At 57.4% G+C, this 23,040-nt stretch carries 15 protein-coding genes and 1 pseudogene; 4 read left to right on the forward strand and 12 right to left on the reverse strand.

Features of this window, described 5'->3' with window-relative positions; all coding sequences use genetic code 11:
- The 4 genes and pseudogenes from ARTSIC4J27_RS10590 to ARTSIC4J27_RS10610 form a co-directional block, all read right to left on the reverse strand.
- The gene (locus tag ARTSIC4J27_RS10590; protein WP_050055148.1) at positions 1 to 1,467 is read right to left on the reverse strand and encodes an AAA family ATPase; all 1,467 of its coding nucleotides are present in this window, start codon (positions 1,465 to 1,467) and stop codon (positions 1 to 3) included.
- A gap of 817 nt (positions 1,468 to 2,284) precedes the next feature.
- Positions 2,285 to 3,252 (reverse strand): annotated as a pseudogene (locus tag ARTSIC4J27_RS10595) (IS481 family transposase).
- 110 nt (positions 3,253 to 3,362) lie between these two features.
- Entirely contained in the window at positions 3,363 to 3,905 is a 543-nt protein-coding gene (locus ARTSIC4J27_RS10600; RefSeq protein WP_050055149.1) for a hypothetical protein, read from the reverse strand.
- Positions 3,906 to 4,930: 1,025 nt separating this feature from the next.
- Positions 4,931 to 6,490 carry an IS1182 family transposase gene (locus ARTSIC4J27_RS10610; protein ID WP_050055151.1) on the reverse strand — a complete coding sequence of 520 codons (1,560 nt, stop codon included), beginning with the start codon at positions 6,488 to 6,490 and terminating at the stop codon, positions 4,931 to 4,933.
- Between the two features lie 143 nt (positions 6,491 to 6,633).
- Between ARTSIC4J27_RS10610 and ARTSIC4J27_RS22500 the strand changes: the two genes are divergently transcribed.
- The gene (locus ARTSIC4J27_RS22500) at positions 6,634 to 7,407 is read left to right on the forward strand and encodes a hypothetical protein (protein ID WP_152683842.1); all 774 of its coding nucleotides are present in this window, start codon (positions 6,634 to 6,636) and stop codon (positions 7,405 to 7,407) included.
- Between the two features lie 471 nt (positions 7,408 to 7,878).
- Here the strand turns inward: ARTSIC4J27_RS22500 and ARTSIC4J27_RS10620 are convergent, their stop codons facing one another.
- The 4 genes from ARTSIC4J27_RS10620 to ARTSIC4J27_RS10635 form a co-directional block, all read right to left on the reverse strand.
- Positions 7,879 to 8,718: a hypothetical protein gene (locus tag ARTSIC4J27_RS10620; protein WP_152683843.1), complete on the reverse strand. Its 840-nt coding sequence runs from the start codon at positions 8,716 to 8,718 to the stop codon at positions 7,879 to 7,881.
- Between the two features lie 301 nt (positions 8,719 to 9,019).
- Positions 9,020 to 9,331, reverse strand: a complete 312-nt coding sequence (locus ARTSIC4J27_RS10625) for a hypothetical protein (protein ID WP_050055154.1) — start codon at positions 9,329 to 9,331, stop codon at positions 9,020 to 9,022.
- A complete protein-coding gene (locus tag ARTSIC4J27_RS10630; RefSeq protein ID WP_050055155.1) occupies positions 9,328 to 10,230 on the reverse strand; it encodes a hypothetical protein in 903 nt (300 codons plus the stop codon). Before ARTSIC4J27_RS10630 ends, ARTSIC4J27_RS10625 begins: the two co-directional genes overlap by 4 nt.
- A gap of 338 nt (positions 10,231 to 10,568) precedes the next feature.
- Positions 10,569 to 11,270 (reverse strand): hypothetical protein, encoded by a 702-nt coding sequence (locus ARTSIC4J27_RS10635; protein WP_152683844.1) that lies wholly within the window; start codon positions 11,268 to 11,270, stop codon positions 10,569 to 10,571.
- A 162-nt stretch (positions 11,271 to 11,432) separates the two neighbouring features.
- Between ARTSIC4J27_RS10635 and ARTSIC4J27_RS10640 the strand changes: the two genes are divergently transcribed.
- Together ARTSIC4J27_RS10640 and ARTSIC4J27_RS10645 are read left to right on the forward strand one after the other, a co-directional pair.
- Positions 11,433 to 13,181, forward strand: coding sequence for a hypothetical protein (locus tag ARTSIC4J27_RS10640; RefSeq protein ID WP_050055157.1), 1,749 nt, complete (start codon positions 11,433 to 11,435; stop codon positions 13,179 to 13,181).
- Positions 13,182 to 13,917: 736 nt separating this feature from the next.
- Complete coding sequence (locus ARTSIC4J27_RS10645; RefSeq protein ID WP_152683845.1) at positions 13,918 to 14,382, forward strand: hypothetical protein; 465 nt, start codon at positions 13,918 to 13,920, stop codon at positions 14,380 to 14,382.
- A gap of 255 nt (positions 14,383 to 14,637) precedes the next feature.
- Here the strand turns inward: ARTSIC4J27_RS10645 and ARTSIC4J27_RS22505 are convergent, their stop codons facing one another.
- The 4 genes from ARTSIC4J27_RS22505 to ARTSIC4J27_RS10665 all read right to left on the reverse strand — a co-directional run bounded on the left by ARTSIC4J27_RS22505 (position 14,638) and on the right by ARTSIC4J27_RS10665 (position 20,551).
- On the reverse strand, positions 14,638 to 15,447 hold the full coding sequence (locus ARTSIC4J27_RS22505) for a hypothetical protein (protein ID WP_152683846.1): 810 nt from the start codon (positions 15,445 to 15,447) through the stop codon (positions 14,638 to 14,640).
- 133 nt (positions 15,448 to 15,580) lie between these two features.
- Positions 15,581 to 18,457, reverse strand: coding sequence for a hypothetical protein (locus tag ARTSIC4J27_RS10655; RefSeq protein ID WP_152683847.1), 2,877 nt, complete (start codon positions 18,455 to 18,457; stop codon positions 15,581 to 15,583).
- A gap of 799 nt (positions 18,458 to 19,256) precedes the next feature.
- Positions 19,257 to 20,015: a hypothetical protein gene (locus ARTSIC4J27_RS10660; protein ID WP_161799569.1), complete on the reverse strand. Its 759-nt coding sequence runs from the start codon at positions 20,013 to 20,015 to the stop codon at positions 19,257 to 19,259.
- Between the two features lie 227 nt (positions 20,016 to 20,242).
- Positions 20,243 to 20,551, reverse strand: coding sequence for a hypothetical protein (locus ARTSIC4J27_RS10665; protein ID WP_050055162.1), 309 nt, complete (start codon positions 20,549 to 20,551; stop codon positions 20,243 to 20,245).
- A gap of 700 nt (positions 20,552 to 21,251) precedes the next feature.
- On the opposite strand from ARTSIC4J27_RS10665, the gene ARTSIC4J27_RS22510 reads away from it, so the two are divergent.
- On the forward strand, positions 21,252 to 23,040 hold a 1,789-nt coding region (locus ARTSIC4J27_RS22510), incomplete at its 3' end, for a galactose oxidase-like domain-containing protein (protein ID WP_152683849.1).

Genomic DNA, 23,040 nt, shown 5'->3' on the forward strand with positions numbered 1-23,040 from the left:
TTAGTCCTGGTGGTATTCAAGCGAACTTAGAACGAAGCGTCCTTCACTGCCCAGATGCCCTCCAATGGCGTCCATGACCAGTTCCGCCGAGCTGTTGTTCTGATCGAGTAGCGTGCGGAGTACCTGGTTGTATCCGGTCCGGTTGGCGTCGAGATGGAATACTTCAGAAGTGAGGCGAGAGACAGACTCGCCGAATGTCTCTGTGCTGAGCCGCGAGGCACGAAGATCATCCCCGCTCCGTTGGAGCATCCAGATGCATGAGCGTGGCACCTCCTGCAGCACGACAGGTGAATGCGTTGCAATGATTGCGACTCCATTGCGGTCAATCACGAGATCGGAGACTGCTCTTGTCAAGGCAGACAATAGTGGCGGATGCAGGTGTGTCTCGGGCTCGTCAACGAGTATGAGGGAACGCTCCTCGACAAGCTCGACAAGGCGCGTCACTGTCAGGAGGACTATCTTGTGCCCTGAACTCATCGCGGCGAACACTTCGTCCGCATCCTCAGAGTTGATGAGATACTCGAGGCCTGCGTCGGCAAGGATGCCATCCGCTGCTGCGAGTGTTCTAACGGCCGTAAGCCATCGTTCCCGTCGCGGGCCTTTGGAGCAGACGAGGAGGCTCTTGGTGAACTGGGTGCCGAGCGGGTCGCCAGCCCCGCTCGACAAGCCAACAGCATGAACATCCACGGTGTTACCGAGCGGCTCCCGGTTGTCGCGGTCGAACGCAGAGAAGGCTACGTGCACGACGTTTGCAAACGGCACATTTTGTGAGTCGGTAGAAAACTCGGACGGCATCTGGTCCAGGAAGGTTCCGGACGCCCCTACTGAACCGCTGGCCGCTTGAACGAAATCGCGAAGCAAGCGTGACTTGCCGACGCCGTTAGCGCCGATAAGAACATGCACATTCGTCGGTGGCATGACGTCGAGATGAACTCCGAACTCGAGCCTTAGAGGCGGAGCGGTCGAGCCGGACGAGCGCGAATAGCTGAACCGGTACGGCGTTAGTGGCGCCCGCCCCTCAATGATTCGATTGAATTGGACGGCCACAGTTTGTTTCGGGACCGAACGGAGTAGTGAAGTCGTGAGAGCGGGCTCGTCTTGAACGCCTTCGAAGATGGCTGCGTTTTCAGCCACATCACGGAGCGCGCGAAGCGCTTGGCGTCCGATCTCGTTCGGGAGGTTCGCGAGCGCTTCGTAGTATTCGCGGTCCTGTCCTAGTGAATAGAACTCACTGGTGAGCCGCCTAAAGGTGCTCGGCAACGTTGTATGAGGGTCTCGCTCCCTCATTCCTCGAGACGCTATCTTGACGGCACCGATCTCAGTTGCCGCATCTCCGGTGCCGTAGTGGAGCACGTAGCTGGTCCTGTAGTGGAAGTCGTCCCACGCGTCGACGACCAGAGTGAACGTACCGGCTGTCTTGAGTGGCCACGTGTCTTGGCTCACAACGACGAAGCGAGGGGTGATCATGCGTCAATATTTCCAGAGCATCCGCACCCCGGTCGTTGTCGGGTTACTTCCCGTGGCGAGTTTTGGGTCGGGCGATCATTGCCTGGGGTTGTCTTGCTCATCTCCGCCTTACTATGAATTTGCACAATTGTTGCATGAGGTGACGGAACGAAGTCGCTAGACAACGAGGCGCGACTAATTTCAATCGATCGTGCAGCCGTGGCGCCGTTGTGAACATTTAGCCTGCCCGCTTGGACTTCCGGACGACAAATTTCGGAGTCAATCGGCGGCGCACCTGTTGACGGTAGCCTCCGCCTGAAACCGTCTGTCGTGTCCGAGCCCGAGCCCGCATTCCACGAGTGGACCAACCACGCGCCCGTTTGCTCGTCCATCAGACGGACGCTGGATAGCCGAGCGAGCAGGATGCGACCTGGGCATTTGTCCACCCACCTAGTTCTTGAACGTTCGTCAATGAAGTTCCTCTTAGATGGTTTCTCGCGAGGCGCTATCGTCGTCCGGTCAAGCTCAGCCCCATCGACTTGATCGCCGCACCAGGGGCCGATTGAATGCCCAGAATTTTGGCTTGAATATAGGAAACACGGACCGAACTGACCCATCCCGTTTGTTAACATTCACCGGCGTGATCGAATGAGCTGCGTGCCACCGAAGTTGCTATAGGAGGTGGGTTACCAAGATCCCGGAATAACGCGGTATTTGGCGCATTTTGTACGTCTTTCGGGCACCGCAACGACCCACCTCATTAGTAACGTTGGTGGCTTCCTTTTTGCCGATTTCGCCATCGCGTTTGCCGCCGGCAGGAACGATTCCGGGCACCGTCCTAGATGTATTGACCAGAGAGGTTGGTGACGCGGCTGGCCGGTGTCTGACCTTTGAGGGCGGTGTGGGCTCGGTGGTGATTGTAGGCGTGCAGCCAGTCCGGGAAAGCGGCAACACGCTCGGCCTCTGATCGGTAGGGGCGCGTGTAGGCCCATTCCTCGAGCATGGTGCGGTTGAACCGTTCGACCTTGCCGTTGGTCTGCGGCCGGTAGGGGCGGGTGCGTTTGTGCTTGATGTCCGGGCCCAGGGCTTCTGTGAAGGCGCGGGACCGGTAGCAGTTCCCGTTATCGGTCAAGACGCGCTGGACCGTGATTCCATGGGCTTGGAACCAGGCGTTAGCCCGTTTCCAGAACGCTGCTGCAGTTTCCTTTGTCTCGTCGGCGAGGATCTCGGTGTAGGCCAGGTGTGAGTGGTCGTCGACGGCGTTATGGAGGAAGTGGTAGCCGGGCCTGCGGTTGAACGGTGTTCTTGCTTTGTTGCGGCGGCCGGGAGCTCTGCCAGGACGCGGTGTCCGCCTCCGTCGGGGATACGTCCGAGCTTTTTGATGTCTACGTGGATCAGGTCCCCGGGCTTGTCGTGCTCGTAGCGGCGGATTACCCTTCCGGTGCCGCGGTCGAGCCAAGTCAGTTTGGCCAGCCGGTAACGGGATAGCACTCGATGGACGGTCGAGGGGTGGATTCCCAGCAAGTAGCCGATCCTTGCAGGGCCCCACCGGCGGTTCACGCGTACGGCGATGATCCGCCGCTCCGTTCGCGTTGCAGTCCGCTGTGGCGAGGAATGCGGCCGGCTGGATCGGTCTTCCATTGCTTCCGGGCCGTGCTCACGGTAGCGCTCCGCCCAGCGCACAGCGGTCGGAACCGAGACCTGAAACCGTTCCGCAGCACGGCGCAGACTCCAGTGCTGATCCACGACGCATTGAGCAAGCTGAAGCCGGCGGCGAGGGGTCAATAGAGCGTTAGGGTGGGACATGAAGGCCTCCGTGTGTGGAACTGGACTCTAGACAAGCCCCACTCCACCCGGAGGTCTTCTTCATGTCACCAAACCACGCCGGGCGTCACTAACGTCCGTGGACAATACACCTAGAGCGTGGCTGGCGGCGTCAGTGCAACGTCGATGGCGGACTCGACGGCATCACGGCTCTCAACGGTCGGTTGGACAAGAAGCGACTGAATTGCGTTGATCAGCGCCGCAAGCCTGGGCGTTCGGATCGTAGACAGTCGTTCCATCGACGCGGCAAGCGATTCCGTGACCAAGACGTCTACATGGTCTCCGAACGAGCCCGCATGGGACCCGTGAGGAGCTATGTAGCTCCCTCCGATTGCTATGTCGCCCAGGAGCACGACAAGTGGTATGCGCAGCTCGTCCAGAACATCGCCGGCCGCGACTACTGCGATGAAGGGCACGGCATAGGCCGTTGCTTGATATACCGTGCCCTGATGGCAGATGTTCGAGTAGAGTCCGTCACCGATTGCCAGGGATGGATCAGTCCGAAGCGCGGCCAACGATCGTGACACGTCGCCTGCGATGGCGAATGACACGTCGCCCTCAACGCCAAAGGAAACGACGCCTCGTCCGTAGCAGTGCTTTAGCCGGCTCCAGTCGACTTGGTCGAGTTCGTCCAAGGCATCGAAACCTGTCTTGTAGGGGCGATATGGAGTATCCACGCCACCGAGAGTAGCCGGACATGATCAAGGAAAGGACCTTAGGGGCGCGAATGTGCAGGCCGGCGGATGCCTTGAGGGTCTAAACGGCTCCGGCGGAGTTCAGTTGGCCGAGGGTCTTATCGATCGACCCAACTCATGGTCGGATCCGTTGTGACCACAGGTTGACTTTGAGAAGTCGGCGTCTCAAGAATGTGGAGTTGAACTTGCGAGGTAGCTCAACCGAATAGAAGGATGATTGCGCTGACAAACCTGCCCGACGAACGTGAAAGCTTCTCTCCCCGCTCAGGAGCTTTTTATACTGCCAGCTCAGCGCTGGACAACGCTCTATTCCTGTCTAACGAGGCTGGACGAAGAGTAGCTACCTGCTTCGTTGTGACCGTTCCATTCTCGCGGCCAATAGGTGGACGGGAGTATTTCCACGTATACGTCGTGAGTGCACGCCACTGCGCGACCACAAAGGACGGGGACCTGCACAAACTTACTGCCCAATGCTCCTGGATGGGCGACGTGGGAATCCAGTCGGCCGAACTAGACCCCAGCGATTGGTCAACTATAAAGTACGACGAGCTTTGCCAAGATGACGACTGGGTCGATGAAGCCTGGATAGATATTGCCGTGCAAAGGCTAAATTCGGGTTTGTACTCGGATGAAGTTGTTGGAAGATCGATCCGCGCCATACGTGCCGACCAGTTCCTGGAATTCCGCAGGAACATTTATAGCGACGTTGCACCAATAGGCTTACCCACGCTCACAGTCGGCCTACTCCAGTTCGTGCCTGGGGACCCAATGCGCCTAGGAGGCTGCTGAACTAAGGCGGGTTGTAGGCGGGCGGAACGCCACCAATGGCCGTCTAGCGGCGTGTTCTGGTCAGCACCCTTGGGTGCGACAACGGGGTCGTTCCGCCCGCTTGACTTCATTCTGCCTCTGAATCTGGTGCATCGTCCAGGTGATTTTGTTGATGAGCCGAGGGTTCTGACGGTGGCCTATTCCAGCGCCCACGATCCCTCGTTTACGGTCAGTCCGAGAGCGAGCATGCGTCGTAGGTTCAGTCCCGCGATCCGTAGGCGTAGCCAGGCGTTGTTCCGTCTGATGCCCCGGTGTGGAACGCGGCGGTTGCCACGGGTGAGCCAGGCGATGGACCGCTCGACCATGGGCCGGTGCGTGCGGTAGTCGTCTTGGAAGGCCGGATCCGCGGCGCGTTGACGGTGTTCGCGCTGCAGCGCGTCGTGTTCGTGCAGTTGGATCTTGCGTCCCCGTGGCGATGCGGTGCACCGGTCCCGGAGTGGGCAGCCGGTGCAGGCGGCGCCGAACGTGACCCGTCGTTTTGCGGTGATCTTGCGGGTGAGGCCATTCGGGCAGGTCATAGTGCCGGCTGCCTCATCGACGGTGAAGTCATCGAGGGTGAACCCGCCCTCAACGGTCGGGCGCAGCGGCCATGGTTTGATCACCGGGGTATGACCCGTGAGGGCGAGGGCGGCAAGCATGTCCCCGGAACCGTAGGCCGAATCGGCCAGAACCTGGACGCTGGTCCCGCTGATCGTTGGATCCTGGGTAAGCAACCGGGCACCGACCGTCCCGTCGCTGTTTTCCGGCCCCGAGGCTTTGGTCAGTTCCGCGGCGGTGATCAGCCCGGTGTCGGGTTCGATCACGATGTGGGCTTTGTAACCGTCCTGCTGCCTGGATTGGGTCTTATGCGCATGCCGGGCGTCCGGGTCCACGATGGAGATCATCCGGTCCGGGGCGACCTTCCGTGCGATCCGCCACCGCCCGTCGGTCCCGTCAGAATCCTCGGCCGGTTCCACGTCCTGTCCGGCGACCAAGGCCAACAACGCATACGCATCAGCGGCCTTACCCTCGAGCATCTCTGGATCCACCGCGGCGAGCAGGGCAAGCGCGTCGGTGACCAGGGCCGAGATCAGCCCGTCTTTGGCGTCCTGGTCATCCCAGGCGATGTCCGGCTTGCCGGTACGGCTGTAGTCATACCCCTTCGCGTGACTGACCACCAGGTCTTGGCCGCCGGGGACATCCCGGCCAAAGCGCCGGACCGCGGCGATCAGCTGGGTGATCGTGTCTTGCCTGGCGACCGCGTCGTCCAGGACCGTCGAATCCACCGCCCGCCGGCGCTTGCCCTTCAGTACCCCGGTTTCCGCGACGACTTCGGCGATGGCCTCCATAATCCGGTGCGGATTCTTCGAGCCGGCCAGCCGCCTTCGCCAGTACGTCAGCGTGCTCGGATGGAACGCGGTATCAGTCAGCCCGTACCCGCACGCTGCCTTCCAGCGCAGATCGAAGGTCAGTGCCTCCGCGGTTTCCCGGTCAGAGAGGCCCTGCAAGGCCTGCAACACCAGCACCGAGCCGATCACCGGCGCCGGAACCGAAGGCCTGCCCCGGCGAGACGGAAACAGATCCTCCATCATCGAATCCGGGAACAGCCGCCCCCTGTGCCCGGCCAGAAAAGCGAAGACACTGCCCGGAGCCAACAACTCACCGGCCAGCGCCTCCACATCCAAATACCCGCGTTGCGCATCCTCGCGTCCCTGCATAAGACCAGTCTTAATCACCAGCCCCAGCAGTCCAGCCGACGCGCCCGACCAGCGAATATTTCAGCGGTCTCCTAGAGCCTATGGCACATTTTGGTCGGCTCGCCATGGTGCCCGTTGGATCAATCGATGGAAGTTGGGGAAGGATGGCTGCTTATCTTGTAGAAAGCAGTGCCTCCAGGGGAATGAGCGGAGCCCCGGTTTTCGCTCAACTAGACAACGGCGAATACCGGCTCCTGGGCGTCCATGTTGGTCATTTCAAGGAGCGCCAAGAAGCGCAAGATGCTAAGCAGAATCCTGAAGGTCAGGTCCTTCCGGAGCAGGCTGGTCAACAGGCCAATGCACAATCTATCGGGATGCACTCGCGGGTTGGGCTCGTCGCGCCTGCATACAAAATACTCCAGATACTAAGTACTCAACACGTTCTCGATTCTCAAGAGCAAGTCGAATTGAGTGTTCGATGGAACGGCTGGCGCTTGCTGGACAGCAGCTACAGACAACAAGCGGGAGTCTGCCGACCTGAGGTGCAATACGACAACCTGCAAGAGTACGAATCAAGGCATCCTCACGACGAGCACTTCCTGATTCTTCGCCCGACGAATGAGCACTGGCAGTCAGAACGGCAATCGGATGAAGGCTTCGAGCCGTGGAGTGAGGTTGAGGTGGAGGTACTCGGCACGCTCGATGCCGTTCTCGACACCCTTCGAAGTAGCATCGGATTGGCGTCACCGCTCCAAAGTTCGTCGGACGGCATCTTGCTTACTATGAGGGACGAGGGCTACGACGTCACGCTATACCTCAATGATTCCAAGAACGTCGAGGCAGTTGAGGTCAGCCTTCGAGTGGTAGGTGAGAAAGGAAGTGTATACGACCTCGCGCGAGAGCTAAAAGGCATAGTCCAAGACGTCCGGCGCTTCTAGGAAGTGCAAGGCTCCGGTTCCGACCAGCCAGTTGCCGGCCGCGCTGTAACCCTAGTCCTAGTCCTTTGGTTATCGAACAGGTGGACTTGCTTTGCCAATGAGCAACATGAGCGGCTTGAGCAAGGATCCTCGGACCGGGCTACCTTTTGTAGGTATCTGCGAGGTCATTTCGAGATGGCAGGTTTCCGGTGCTGCAAGGTATCCACAATGGAATCTTCTCAGCGCCAGATCTCTCCACACCAGCAGCAGTCGTCCTTGTGTTCCTGGATGACGAGGACCCGTTCTTCTCCGAGCAGGATGATGTCTTCGTAGCTAAACATGGACCCAGTCCAGCATCAGCGGCCGGCCGTCGGTAGGGGAGTCCCGGCGTATGTGGAAAACGGAAATTTCGCTGCCCTGTCGGACCCGAGGAGAAGGACCGGATCTGCCGTAGCGCGTTCCCGCCAGAGGGAAGTCCCTGACCACCAGATGCTAGAAATTTGGAATCGGCAGTAGCTCTTCCCCGAGATCCGGCCAGTTCCAGAGCTGAAGTAATTCGGGTCGTACGTCGCTTTCCAACAGGATTGTGACCTGGGCGTAGGTGAGGGAGTTCGCGACCTCCTCGCCACTCAGCAGGCCAACCACCTGACCGTCCATGGTGTGGGTAAATCCCAGAAGGTCGTGTGTCCTTAGCAGCGCCCTGCGAACAATTTCCAGAACGTCCAGATCTTTGTCTTGGTCTGGGAGTTCGTCTGAAATCTTCCTGAGGCGATAAACTCTTCGAACCCCGTACTGTTCGCCAATTGCGGAGTGTTCCTTGTCCAGCATCATTCCGCCGAACTCAGAATCCCATAGCCGGTCGATCAGCTCAGCGCTCGAGATATCCCAGTCAATATCTGAGGCAATACTCAGCTTGTGCCTTCGGCCGCGGTAGAGGCCGATCTGACAGTTGCTTCCGGCGAAGACCGACTTCTGGTGAACATTTATGTTGCGGGCGCGAGTCAGAGCGGGGCCATACTCGTTGACAGTTATTTCAGGTGGAAGGGTCGCGAGATGCTTTTTCCAGTCCGCCCACCGACCATTGGCCTCAAGTTCCTTGGATAAAATTTCCGAAATCGACCCATATGCAGAAAGAAAAGCACCTAGCGAATAGCGAAACTTTTGAGGATCATGATATCCAGCTTCCATTTGGCTCGCGAAATACACTGCCTCTTTGAAGCGGTCTTCGGTGCCTGGTGTCAGGCAACCGACGACGGAATCTGCATAAATGCATTCGCGTGATCTGAAGCCTCTGGAAAAGAATGCATCGTATGATCCGAATAAGTTACTCATAACGCCACCCCATCCGTGTACTTCCTACAGGTGTTCTGACCATACTGCCCCCTTGTCGACTTTGACGTGCGAAGGACGGGGATGGGTGTCGCAGCCATGCCCTGCCGCATGCTAAGTAGAGCAGGTGCTGAGCGAGACCTTCGCCACCCATGTCAGGCTCGTGTTCAGAGAGGTCGGGGCATCTACCCGTCACTGACTCGCACCAGTCCGCCGGGCGCGGCGAAATATAGGCCAAGTGCGGTCTCTTGGAAGGGCTGCAAACATGCAGGAAAATCAGCTCATACCAAAAGCGATTACGCTTCTACCTCATCCCATGCGGACCGTGCGGGCTCCAGCCGCCGAGAAAGGGCACTAGGTCTTCATCGCTGTAGTCTGCCAGGACGGGAACATCGATCGGTTGAAGCAGGGGATCCTTGGTGTCAATGTAATCGCGGGCCCATGTCAGCCAGGCCAGCCCGCGGTTGACCAACTCTATGTCCGATTCTGAGCCCAGCCTCGTCTCAAGGGCGTCCACGTACCTGCGCAGCGTGCCGGCTTCTGCCCAGGCGTCTGCCTGCATCTTGAGCTGCTCGGCCTTGTGGTGGTCTTGGATCCGTATGCGTGCACGCTTCATGGCGGCCTCCCACCGGCGTTGGGTTTCCTCCTCCTTGAGGCGTGCTTGCTCGCGTTTCCACTCATGTTGAGGTGCTGAATTTCGATCTCGCGAAGTATGGCCGGCAGGGCGGTGTCGAGTTGTTGCCGTTTGCCGTCGCGAAACCGTTCTCGGCGACCGTTGGTTGAGTATTTTTGTGTCAGCTCCAGCTGGAGCCGCCCCGTTGATACGAAATCGGTGTTGTTTACTGTCGTCCAGGACTGGTTGCGGGAGTTGTATTTGGGGATGTATGGCCTTGCGGATCCGCCGTTCGGGGGGAGCTCCCGCATTTCCAAAGGAACAGTGGTTGAGCCGATCGTGATCGCGATATCACCGTCGAGAGTTGTGGGTCTCCTAGTGTCGGTGCGTTTGTGGCTCGAGGGGAGCGTCGCTTCGTAACCGCGGGCTGCACCTTCCGTGGCCAGCGCGTGCAGCAGCCTGGCTGCCCGGGCGACATGCTCTTTCGACACCCTCCGAGTTCCGTCGCGGAACGCTTTGGCGATCGGGTGGTATTTGCTCACCGAATCAGGGACCGGCACGGGGCGCTCGTCAACGTCATCAGGGAAATGGCGAGCCCAACGTGCCTCGTACTTTGGGCGCTGCCATGACCCGACGCCAGCTATCTCGAGCTTGTAGCCCTTGGGGCGCAGGGCTGACTTCATGACGTCACGAATCAGGGCGTCATTGGCGGCGATGTTGACCTCCATAACGCCGCCGGCGGCAATGAGCTTCTGTATGAATTTGTCGGCTTCAGATTCAGGTGTGTGGCTGTCGGAATCGGAGACGTCGGTGCTCTTGAGCAGTTCCACACCCAGTTGGGTGATCCTGGCCGTCCAGGTCGGCCCCCTGCCTGTGATGGTGATGTAGCGATCGTCGGCCAAGGCTCGGGCGGATATCCGATGTGAGTAGCCTTCAAAGACTCCGCCAGGGCAGCCGTCATTGACCCATTCCAGGACTTTGGACTGTAAAACGCTGAGTGGCTTAGTGGGCTGTGGCAAAGGAATGTCCAATCGAGTCGGTCTAAGGGGGCGATGCAACGTCCAGAACCAATGATCTACTCGGTCGTCAATGGATGCGACCCGCAGGCTATTGAGAGTAGCCATCTCTGGCAGTGCGGTGAACCGTATTGAGGTTTCTGGTTCTGTGCAGCGCGAATGCTCCTGGCGAGGAGCCGCACTTGGCAATTTTTGAGCGCACAACGACGGCCTGAAGATTTTCGTTATTCTGTAGATCGTGAGAATTGCCTGCTCAGCCGTTGGATCCTTTTGAGCTGTCGCAATGATGCGTAGAACCCTAACCAGTCGCGGATCCGAGGTTTGGTCAAACCAAGTTCGGAGACGGGATGGTAGTAATCGCGTTCATTCAGACCGAACGGCTCGGGCTTCCCTTCGCGGTAGGTGATGTAGTCGTAGGGCCGTCGGCCAGGTGCTAAGTGGCGCACGAAGAAGATCGCGGAGCCGTCATACTCGTCCCCCTCTGGCGCGATGTCTTCAATCCATTTCCATGGGATATGACCAATTTGGGCCACGTTTGGGGCGGGACGATCTGTTCTCGTAAGAGTGCGGTGTCCTCGGTCGTCGTAGTAGCTTTCTCTTCCGGACAGAATGACTTCCACTCCGATGTGAACGATCTCGATGAGTTCCGCGCTTGAAAACATCCCGCCGCGCCAGGTCACCTTGTTGCTGCCGTCATACCCGCGTTCGTACAGCGCCGCATTCATTATGATGATTTTGCTGTTCAACCCTTCAGTGCGGATCGGCTTCAAGACGTCCCACGCCTTGCTTTCCAGTTCACGGACTCGTTCACGTTGCTGGCGGAAGGACAACTGACGGCCTATGTGAAATAGGGCTAGTGTGACGCCGAGCGAAGCCACAGAGATCGCGAGAGAGACGAAATCTACCCAAGAATAGTCACCATTCACCGTGTAAGTGTACGGAGCGTAGCTCGCCGGCATCATGTCTAGGACGTCCAAATGGAAGGCTAAACGCTTGCGTGGGTCGTCTCACAAACGCGTGGCCCCAAGGCGTGCCGGGAACCCAGGCCCGGATCGCCAGATGTCCGAGTCGATTCGTAGTCTTGGATCATGCCCACCTACGACTGGCCCCTGATTCAGCAGCGAAGCGGTGACTCTATCGAGTCCCTCATTGCAACACTCCTGCGCCGCGAACACGACGATGCACGGCAGATAAATCCATCACAGGGCGATGGCGGGATCGACATCCTCCGCTCAATGGCCGGCGGAATCGAGATTTGGCAGATCAAAGGATTCACGACCTCGATCTCCAGTAATCAGTTCCGCCAGGTCAAGAAATCCTGGAACCGATTCCTTGAGGAACACGTCACCCCCGGCGAAAAGCGAATCGTCCGCTATCACTTGGTCACACCGTGGACACCTACCGAGGAACGCGTCACGGAGTTCGACGAGCTCACTGCAGACTCGGGATTTCCCTGCCAGTGGGACGGTGATGCCTTCATTGCCGGTTTGGCCGACCGCTTTCCCGAAACCATGCAGCGCTTTACCTACGGCGAAGGGGTCTTGGAGCAGTTCATTAGCCAAAAGGCCATGCTCGCTTCCTCGCCAGTCGAAAGAGGCGAATCGCTAAAGATGCTTGATGCCATAGAGACCCGGCAGGATGCCCTCGATGCCCTCCGCGACACAATCCACGACAACTACCGGATCGAGCACGGCACCCGAACTGGGGCCAACAGTAAGGAAATCCCGCTGCCGCTCGATGGTGACCCGGCGGTTTTTCACCGGATGACCTATTTGGGAGATTCCCGCTGGAAATACGAGTCCGTCGTGCCTCGCACGCCTGACGCCGCGGAGATTGACCCGATCAGCATGGACGTCGAATTCCTGGTGAAGCCCGGGACGCCCGAGCACGATGCAGTACGGGAATGGGAGGAGTGGGGTACGCCGTTCCAGGACGTACGGGTCAGGACAACAACTACGGGCGGGCCATTCGCTCATGAGGAACCGGTGGAGTCGACCTTCTCCATCGTCGAAGGCAGCGGTGTCGACCGTCCCTTTATCTACCTGCGGTGCACTGAGAGTAACGGCCAGCGCCGGTTCCGCAAGCCCTTGGTAGTCACCTCGCAGACGGTCGGTTCACAAACAGGCTGGCTACGCCTGGTTCTCGATACTCCGGAGCGGTCGCTCACCTTCGAGCTGCGTTTCAAGCAGGGGGAGAGCGCAGAGGCGAAGGTCCAGATGGGAAACGTCGAGGGGCGTAACCCGGAGTCGGTCTGTGATGAGCTCGAGGAGCTGCTTGGCATTTGCGAGAGCGATGTCGTCTCAGTGGAGACTGACGCGGGGAATGCACTTCTCGGAGCGCATGGCGCTGTCCTCCCCTCTGCGCTGGAGGCCCTCTATCTTCCCGTCGCCCGTCATCTGACCCTGCTTCAGGCACATACGGCTCCTGCACTTGTCATGCCTTCGATCGCTGAGATCACCGACGGTCAGTTCCGACACCTCTCGCTCCTTGCAACTATCTATGGGGGCGATCCTCATTGCTGGAGGTGGACGGAACTCAAGTTCCAGGTTCCCGAGGACGATACCGAGGCGGCATTCATTAGGACCGTAGTCATCGACGCTATCGCCGGTCGTGGCACCATGGTGCAGGTGGAGACACCCGTCTTCCCGTTGGGGAACCGGACCTACACGATCGATCATCCCCTTGCCAGTACTACCCACTCGGTTCAGCTTGAATCGGGCGTCGATCCCGCAACACTGCTTCCCGGAGACACATTCCGACTCGTGCCCGGGACAGACGACACGGTCACAACGGCGAAGGTTGCCGATTGGACTCCCGGGAGCATCCAGTTCAACTGATTCCCAGCGAGCCGTTCGTGAACAGTACGGCGGGCGGCATCCAGGACTGGACGGCGTTTGGAAGATTCAGCTGGGCTACACGGTCTGCTGCGAAACCAGTTCATGACAAGAAGCACTTGGGGTCCGTGCTGGGCTTATTGCGACCCATATCCCGTTTCAACGTTAGTTAGTCGATCTCGTATCAGATGGGCTCCCGCAGGGACCTGTCGCCGTCCGCTAACAACCGGAAAGATGAGCTTTTGGTTGTGCCAGTTCCACCGTTGGACAGCATGAAAATGCCTTTGACCTGCGGAAACGCTGCTACGAGGAGACCCACCCCCTGTTTCATCTTTCACCGGTCAGTAATGTGCATAGGTCCACATGGGTTATTTGGGGCCGATTTGGTGGTATTTGCCCAGCTCAGAGGTGAATTAGCCAACGCACCTAACAACGTTGGTAATTTAGCCGGAAAGTACGCCGTTGCCCTGAATTTTGACGGTCCACGCAACAGGTCCTGCAGCTCCGCCAGGGGTGCTTGGGTACCTTCGTTGTCCTTGCGGCCCGGCTCAACGACGTGTGCGCCGACATACTCCGAAGCCCGAAGGATCGATCCCGCTAGACCAAATGATTCTTGGTCCGTGCTCATGCAGCCTGGGGGGCGGGTTCGCTACTCCTGGAGGAGCTCGCACCACTCCGCGAACGATCCGCAGCATGCTGCCTGGGCGTCCCGCCAGTTGTTTGACGCCGTAGATCTCGCATGCTTTCATGCAAATTCAAGCGGGCGCATCAGCGCAGAGGCCGAGGAGAAGCCATTCTTGGAATCCTTGCTCGTGCAATCAGCAATTTCCGCTATCCTCGTGGAAAGGGTACCGACGACCAGCGCCAGGCTCTTTTGGCCGAGCTTGCGAAGTACCAGGAGCATCTCGAAAAGGTGCGGGACGAGGCAGCTCAAAAATCTCCGGTTCGATCTGCTGAGGATCAGGAGCCCGAATCGAACCGAAAACAAAACCGCGCAGAGCGGCTCGAGACGCTAACCGAGATGGCCCCCTTTGTACTCCAGCTGATAAGGGGAGATTCGGTGCGCGGCACCTGGGATGCACTGGTGCTTCCGGACAAGCGACGCGTTGTCCGGACAGTCATGACGCGGAGCGTCAATCTCTATGCGGAGGCCAAGGGAAAAAGAGGCATCATTTTCGAACGTGGCGAGGCAGTGCGGCGCTGAGAAATTTGTGCAAGTCATGGCTAGCGCCGGCCGATTCCGCCTCGCGTTCCGGACGGCGGCATGAACCTCATTCCAGGAACCGGTTTTTTCGCCTAGTGGTAACAAGCGATAGACACCCGGCGCGGGGCTTCGGGACCACCGGGTGATGTTGCCTGATTCGAGTAGGAGTATTCTTCCTGTGACCGCTAGGTTACGGTCGACTCCAGGAATATGCCCGTAACGTATTCGAGGCCAGCAGTTAGCAATTGGCAACTCTCATTTTGAAACTTTTACCGCGCTGGGATCATCAATCAATGAACGCCAGTTCCTTGTCGAGTTCACGTCGCAGGTAAAATTTGGCTTCCAGATGCCAATCTTCTCTCCCTTGCGCTTGAACTCCCTACCACCGATGGTTTGGCGGGGCGGGCAAAACATCATTTCGGTTTTGAACCCTATAGTTGTCACCTGGAACAGATCTTTCCAGGCCGTCAAAAGTACTGTCGGAGCGAATGCGGTATCGCAACCATACAACACAAAAATCGCGTCCTCGGTAAACCGACTCCTTACATCATCCAGTGTAAAGTTCTGGTTCTTATAGGTGAAATTCAAACTCGCCCGAGTAAGACCGTCAACATCCGCTGCATCAACGGATTCATCGAAGTACACATTTTCGGGATTGATGAAACCGCGGATGCCCACCACAGATAAATTGGCGTGAGTAAAGAAATTCAATCGCTTTATTGATTGTTGCTTGTACTCGGTGATTGCACCCAGTAGGGCTATCATGTTTCCCGGGGACTCCTTAGTTTTTACATCTGTTATTTCAGCATAATCAGCAAACCCCGGATGCCATTGGCCCGCCACGAGCAATTGGATCTCTTTTGCGCCACTAATTGGCGGCTTCCACACAAAGTCTGCCAGTATAGTCACCTCACCATTCTTAGGTGTCTTCAACTTGGGTTTATTGGATTTTGCACCTGCTTTACCGCCTGTGCCGCCTTTCCTGACGTACAACGCGCCTGGCTGCTGGATGCCGCCGTAGCCTCCCTGCGGGCTTTGAAGGTCGCGGTAGTCCTGGTCGGTCATGGTCGGCTGGCTTGAGTCATGCGTCCACGACGATCGCTTCGAACCTCGACATGCGCAGGAGTGTGCTCGTTCTCAAGGGGGCGCGGGCAGGGTCGGCCTGTCCGTGGGTGACCTAGACTTACCCCCATCTCGGTCACGGTAAGGGATAAACGGGTAGTTTGTCGTTTGGGTTACGCAGGTAGACCAGTTTGGTCGGGATGACTACCTCCCACGGCGCGCCCACATAAACAGCACCGACTGCGTGCTTCAAGTTCTTTGCGGTCGGGTCAGGGTACGGCCTGTCGATCGTGATGTTCCAGGCATTCGGATCCCCCGTCGTAGTCTGTTCTACCTTGACGATCCGATACACCTCGAACTTGAGGAGCAACTCGCGGTCTCGGTCATTGGCGACCGCGAGCGTGTTGAGCTGGTCGTTCACAAAGTCCCAATAGAAGCCGCTCTCCGTGAGCTTCAAGACATCGCTGTTCTGGCTCGCCTCTATCAGCCCGGGACGGTCGGAATAGTCGCCCTGCTTGGATTCCTTGAGTTCCTGAATCATTGACACGTATTCATCGTCTCCGGAGACGGGTGGCACCCCACTCGCGCCCCAGATCTGTCCCGTCTTCAGGAACCAGGTGAAGTAGTCTTCCATCCCTGTACGAATGGGAACCTGAACTCGAGCTGCGCCAGCAGTCAGGAATTTGTCGAAAAGCGGGTCACCACAGTCCTCGTCTATCAGCTTGGTCCACTTACACTTACGCGCCCACATGCTGTGGTAAAAAAGATAGCTTGAGTAGTTCCATTCAAAGACCTGTTCGAAGAACTGAATGATTGGAGCGTCCCGTTCGAGCTTCGCAAAATCAATTTCGGGATATCCACAAGGGGCGACCTTCTCCATCATGGAGCCTATACCATTGAAATAGTTGCATAGTAGCATTGCAACAATATGGCGTTTGAGTTCGTTTCTCTCGATCTCACGATTCAGGAATGGGTTGCGGCCCTTGATCTGTATCAGTTCTTCATTCTTGTTATTGCTCGCATTGTATTCGTCCAACTTACGATTGTAGTCGGCCATAATTAAGTTGTAGATCTTAGCTTGCCATTTCTCGAACGCCTCGTTCTTCAGCTCGCAGATGATGCTGACCGTGCCGCTTACTGAGAATGCCAATGTGCTGAAGCCGGCCAGCGCCACGGTGATCGTGCCTTCTTCGCCGTTCATGGACCCGTTGCCGGAACCTCCCCATGTTGCCATTGCCAATGGCAGCGAAACGCCGTCCGCCGCTGCCTGGTGTTCGTTCAACTGATCAACCAGCAGGACTGTATCGCCTATGTGCACTGATAGTGCCACTTCGTCGCGACTATCGCTTCCTCCGCCGAATATGCTCGCGTTTCGTGTGCTCAGGGGGTGCCCGGAATGAGCCCTGACATCGAACTTCATCCGCGCGGCCTTGTAGCCCTCGGGGATGTCCGCTGTTTTGAATTCGTGCGAGGAAAAGCCCGTGTTCTTGCCTGGATCGGGCTTGGTTACGTTGAAACTGAACGCAACCTGAACCGCTGTTTCGGGATCGGGAGGCTGGAGGTCGTCGGCACTCGCGATGGCATACTTGTTCAGAAAGTCACCGTATTTTGCGCGGGTGATAGCTAATGGTGTCTCTGGTGGTTTTGTCGGCGCGTTCCTCTCCTTGTCGCCCAGGATCTTCTCTTGATACAGCCTCTTGAATATCGCTCCGGGCTCCGGCAGGATGGCGTCGAACATCATGTGCTTGCCATAGTTGAAGACTTGGGCGTGGGTCACCTTGTTTACCCAGTAATAGATTCCCGCACGATGGACGGCTCCGGCCTGAGTGTTGTCGATCGAATGCTTATTTCTTTCCTCAACTTCGCTGATTATCTTGGTGATCTGCAGCTTTCGAATCTTTTCCTGCATCTTCGTGACGGACCGGTCCACGATCTCTTTGGCATAAGAGCGTGCAAGGCTTTCCGACTGTGACTTTGAGAAGTCTGCCGTCACATTCGCATGGGGCGTGATGGTAACCGCTTCACCGTATTTGAGCGTCGCGGTGACTCCTGCATCGATCCCTGTCTTCGAGTCGATCGTAGACTTCACCTCTTCCTGAAGTGAGAATTTCTCGGCGACTTGATGGTCTCTCTCCTCGGAGCTAATGGTCTCTTCTTCTGTTTCGGTCGTTTCCTCAGTCCGGAAGAGGTTACGATGACGTCGTACTTTATTTTCACCCGCTAGGATGTTCTCAATGGCGGCGACGTCGCCCTCTTCATATCGGGCGAGGTTTTCTTTGATGATGAAGAGGTCAGCAATGTACGTATTGATGCAAATGCAGTGCCCACTAGGCTTCTGGCAGGACTCGTCGCATTTGCATTGGCACGGCTTTGCGAAACTCTTTTCATCAAACTCCGGCACGCGGGGGAGCACCACCTTGCCCTTCTTTCGGCAGTCGGAGCAACGCGATCGGAGCACCAGCGGCGGGAGCAGGATTTGGCTTACGAGGATCGCATCAAGTAGGTTCGCGCTTGTGCCCTCCCTCACCCGGAGCTCTCCATCTCCGGGGACCGTGCAGAGTTTGAACAAGTAGCAAATTCGGATCAGAAGCTGGTAATCGATGGAATAGTTGATGCTGACGTTTCCTCGATAGATGGCTACTAGCAAATTATCGGCATAGATCGTCCACTCTTTGGCGAGATCAAAGGGTTCCAATGAATTCAGCGTAGCGACAAAGTCCGTAAATTCCGTTGGTTTAATTGGCTTGGATTTGAAATTCAACCAGCCGTACATAGCGCGTATTGCGGGTTGCAGGTCGTCTTTTTCATGGACTATTTGCGCAGCGCGAGCGTATTCTTCTAGCCGATCGGCAACTGACTTGTCGTCGTTGCTTCCTTTGTTGAGGCCGATCAGGTCGTTGGCGAGCGGCGAGTATGTGTCATCGGGGTAGAGAGGCAGTCCAATTATCCGCTTCTGCTCGTCCGAGAGCTTTTCCGATTGCCGCAGCTGCTGGTAGCGGAATAGTTCGTCCACGTAAACGGCCTCCATCGGATGCTGTCAAACCCATTGCGCTCCTCAGAGTCGTCAATCTGCGAACAACCCCGCGGAGAGCGGGTCGCTAGACCGCGCCCTTGATCGCATATTCCTCCGCCGCCCGGCGCATTGTCAAGCAATCGCGTTGACTCATGAAAGATGCCCGCGTGGCGGTATTCGAGGAATCATTTGAGAATGCCCGCGTCGCGCTGGGTCCGTCCGCTCGCTGAGCGCCGGCACCGTTCACTATGAGCAATGGAGCTTTTGATGATCGCCTTCGCAGGTGCCGCTCAATGCCAGATCTGGTCTCAGAATCAGCGGCCGTCCTCGTGCTCCTGGATGACCTGGACCCGTTCCTCTCCGAGCCGGATGATGTCTTCGTAACTGAGCATGGGTCCAGTCCAGCATCAGCGGCCGGAAGCCGGTAGAAAGTCTTGACATTTGTGGAAAACTCGGGCGGCTGCATCGGAGTTCGGGCCCCCGGTTTCGAAGGTAGTCCACCTAGTCGCTGATCACGCACGGCAGCAAGTAGGGCTCAGATCGTTGCTATCCGCAGCCACCTGTCCGGGTGCTTGCTAGTTAGAGACGAATCCGGCCAGTTCTCGAACAGTGTCGCGAAAGCAAGCGACTCGTCTTCGGCCCCTTGCGGGTATTGGATGCAGGCGCGAGGCGTCAGGTGTCGAGGAAGTCCCCTTCGATTCCAAACACCCATCTCAGTGCTGAGAGCTTGGCATTGAAAGACCGGACCCCCAAGCTGAGTCGATCCATGGCGGATAGTCACGTCCAACTGCCCGGATATTCAAGGCGTCGGAGGTGGCTGAGGGGTCTCCACAAGGAGGTCAAAGTTTGCTATGTAGTCGCTCCCATCCCATGCCGCGGACAATGTCACCGACCTACATTCATTCCTGGGAATAGTGATTGCAGAGATGCTGGCGTTACTAACCCCCAGCACTAGTGCGTCTACGTTCTCGCTGCAACCCAACACACTCCTGTACAAGGCTGCAGCCGCAGCGTTTTTGGGCACCTTTACTTGAACGCTCTGGTGGGTCGTCACGGCAACAGCCGAGGGCGGGACCCCACGCGGCTGCAGTGCCGCTGCATACATGACTATCCCGATCGCAGTAGCAGCCCCAGCTAGTGTCATCCCGGCTGCAGTAGCCCCAAAATTCCAGCGCAGGCGTTGAATACTGGCCACCCCGATTAGAGGGCGCAGTCGCGCTTTGTACCACTCGGCCTTATTATGAGCTTCTTCAAACCGAGCGTTTGCGTCAGGATCGTTTGGGTCCGCGGCAGCTGCCTCCCTAAGAGTGCCCTCGTCTGTATATGCCTCCTCAGCGGCTTTGGCGAATGTCGCAAGGTTGGGGTACCCAGCGAGGCCACCATTGCATGTCTTGTCCACAACATTCACTGCGGACCACACCCCCGGTCTGAACAGGTGCCGCTTAAACCACAGTCTCAGCTTGTCCGGCTTCCCGTTAGGTTCGCCGATCAACATGAGTAACTCGCCCATCGTCACCGCGGTCGCAGCGGCAAGCCGCATGGCAAGTGCGAGCATCACCACAACTCCCAGGGTCGCGAGCAGGGCTCCGGCCACTGCGTACTTGAAGCTTTGGGACCCCGGGTCCAAAGTGCCTAAACCCGTAAGGCTCAAGCCGGCAACAACGGTTACCGCCACCGTCCCCAAGGACACGACAAAGACGCGCGCTGTTGAACGAAGACGCTCAGCGGCCTCCTGCCAACGAGTTGCAGGGAACGAACTCTGTGACGTCTCTTTAGCGTCAGGCATCAAACTTCGTCGTTTCTGTCTTTAGCTTTGCGGATGTATTCGACAAGCGGATCATCGGGGCCTCTGTCGCCCAAAGTCGGCCATCGGAAGCCCCGGTTGGCCTCAAGTTTCTCCTCGAGGATCATTGGTGTAGACGGGTCTTCGTCCATTTTTGCTGGCCGCAGGATAAGTTCAAATCTGTCTCCGGGTTCAAGCACGGCATCGTACGCGCCGCTGCTCAATTGCAAATGGACGCCATCTGATTCCGTTACAACGACAGTAAATTTGAGTTCACTGTCCACGTTTACTACGTAGTGGCTCTGCGACATGATGACCCCTACCCTCTTCTTGCGACTTCGCCAGCGAGCATTTCTGCCGACGCTTTCCAGTTATGGCATAGGTTATTCCCGGCCGCAATACCGGCTGAGCCCCGGGGGTAGTCTGTTGAACCTACATGGGCCTGGAACGACATGAACATAACGAGTTCGCATGGGATTGGGTTTCGGAATTCGTTCGTACCGTAGGCTGATCGTGGTCCGCCTACCATCCCAATCCGCTCGTCCAAGAGCACTGACGCTCATGACACGCAGTGTTGATTCCGACGTTGGAGAAAGCTCCCGTAAGACCCCTCCGGCTTTTCGTCTGCGGAAGTGCATACCATCCTCTGTTTGCTTCCACCACTTGGTACGGCAACCGTCAACGCTACCTGGATAAAGCACCATCTCAACAGTGGCATCGAAGCCGAGGGCCCTAAACTCGTGTGGGTTTCCTCGTGGGTGAAGCCTTGAGGCAGGCGGTAACGCTTTAGTAACGTGCTGCACCAAGAATTCAGATGTGGGGAGTGAGTCCGGCCGGTTGAACCGATTCTGGACAGCAGGAGATAACTTGACGAATCGGCCGCGGAACGCGGGGACCAAAACGGGGAGCCGCGTGACCGACTGGAGAGCCCAAATCGGCAGGATGAAGTATCTTGCTCAGAAAATGTCTTGAATCATTCTTCATTGGATTAGCCAATTCAACCAAGGAGTCATGGTGTCAGCGTTTGAGTTATTACCTGCACAACTGGAAATGTCTGGCACTCATGCCGCTGTAACACCTAAAGGAGACGTCCTCTACTTTTCCTATGATCCTGCAGCTGAAAATGAGGTTGGAACCTGCAAGTGGCAGTTGTGGAACCTGGAGCGGGGGACTTTTGGCCCCTCGGGTGATGTCCACAGGAACATATTTTGTGCTGGCCACAGCTGGCTCAGCAATGGGCTCCTTTTGGTTGGAGGTGGACAATCTTGGAACTGGGCCGGGCCTGGCGTGGGAGCCGATCATGATGTACATACTTTTGATCCGGCCACGGCAACTTGGACCAAACATCGCCCCATGCCTTGGGCAAGGTACTACCCCACATGCGTCGCACTGCCCCAGGGCGACGGGTTGATTGTTGGCGGTGCCGCTAACCGCTACTTCCCGACTTTCACCAATGTTCCCAACGATAAGGCGGAAGTATTCTCGATCGCGGACAACCAGGCCGGGAAACCCTTCCAGTTCAACCCTGGCCATATTGTGGATATGTATCCCTTCTTGCACGTAGTACCTTCGGCGGCCGCCAAGAATGGACTTCTCTGGGTATTTTCCCGTAACGCGTGCCGCCTGTGGGACATAGAAACGCGGACCTGGCTCTCCCCACATTGGAAGATGGCTCTCGCCGGCCGTCGAAGCTATCCCCACCAAGGAACAAGCGTCCTCCTGCCGCTGCATCACAATGCCCCTCAGGATGTCCGCATTCTCACCGTCGGAGGGGCGGGGGAAACGTCGCTCTATCCAGTGCCCCACGAAAAAATCCTCGCGTCTGCTGAATGTGAAATCTTCGAGATCAATACAAACGATCCCACCAAGAGCACATGGCGGTCTCCCAAAGGCGGCAGCTTGTCACACGCCCGGTTCATGTGTGATGCCACACTCTTGGCCAACGGTAAAGTTCTCGTCACCGGAGGGGCCGGGGGCGGCGTGGCAGATCACTCGCATCACCCTGTACTCGGAGCTGAACTATTCAACCCGGAGACAGAGACTTGGGCCCCGGCTGGCAACCTCAACCGCAGTCGCATGTATCACTCCACAGCAGTACTTCTGCCTTCGGGAGCCGTTGCAGTTGCAGGAAACACGGAGCACTGGAACCCAGCAAACCCCGTTGAGGACTCAAGCATCGAAATCTATCGGCCTGATTACATGGCAGCTGGTGACAGGCCACGAATAACCGCTGCAACTTCAAAATCCCTCGGTTTGGGCTCAACGAACGTTGAGATAACCGTGGAATCTACTGCGGAGATCGAACGTGTGGCTCTAGTCCGGTGTTCGTCCGCTACACACAGCATTAATTCGGACCAGCGATATGTCACCTTGGATTTTAGAAGGCAAGGTCATTCGAAGCTGCAGCTTCTCATGCCCGGCTCCGCAAGCGTGGCACCACCAGGACCATACATGCTGTTCCTGCTTGATTTACGTGGCACCGCCTCTGAAGCAGTGATGGTGACGGTACGCCATGCGGAACCGACAGGGCCACGCTGGATTGGTCTTCCGGGTTCGGCCAGCGACATCGGAGTTGGTGCTAACGGCACTGCTTGGGTTATTGGTACAGATCCTACGCCGGGGGGCCATGGAATCCATTACTGGACCGGGAACGGATGGCAGGGCATCGATGGAGGGGCCGAAAGAATCGCTGTCGACAATCAGGGACTGCCCTGGGTCGTCAACAACGCCGGAAAGATCTTCCGACGCGAAGGAAACCTTTGGATTGGTCTTCCGGGTTCGGCCAGGGACATCGGAGTTG

This window comes from Pseudarthrobacter siccitolerans (assembly GCF_001046895.1).
Lineage (GTDB): Bacteria > Actinomycetota > Actinomycetes > Actinomycetales > Micrococcaceae > Arthrobacter > Arthrobacter siccitolerans.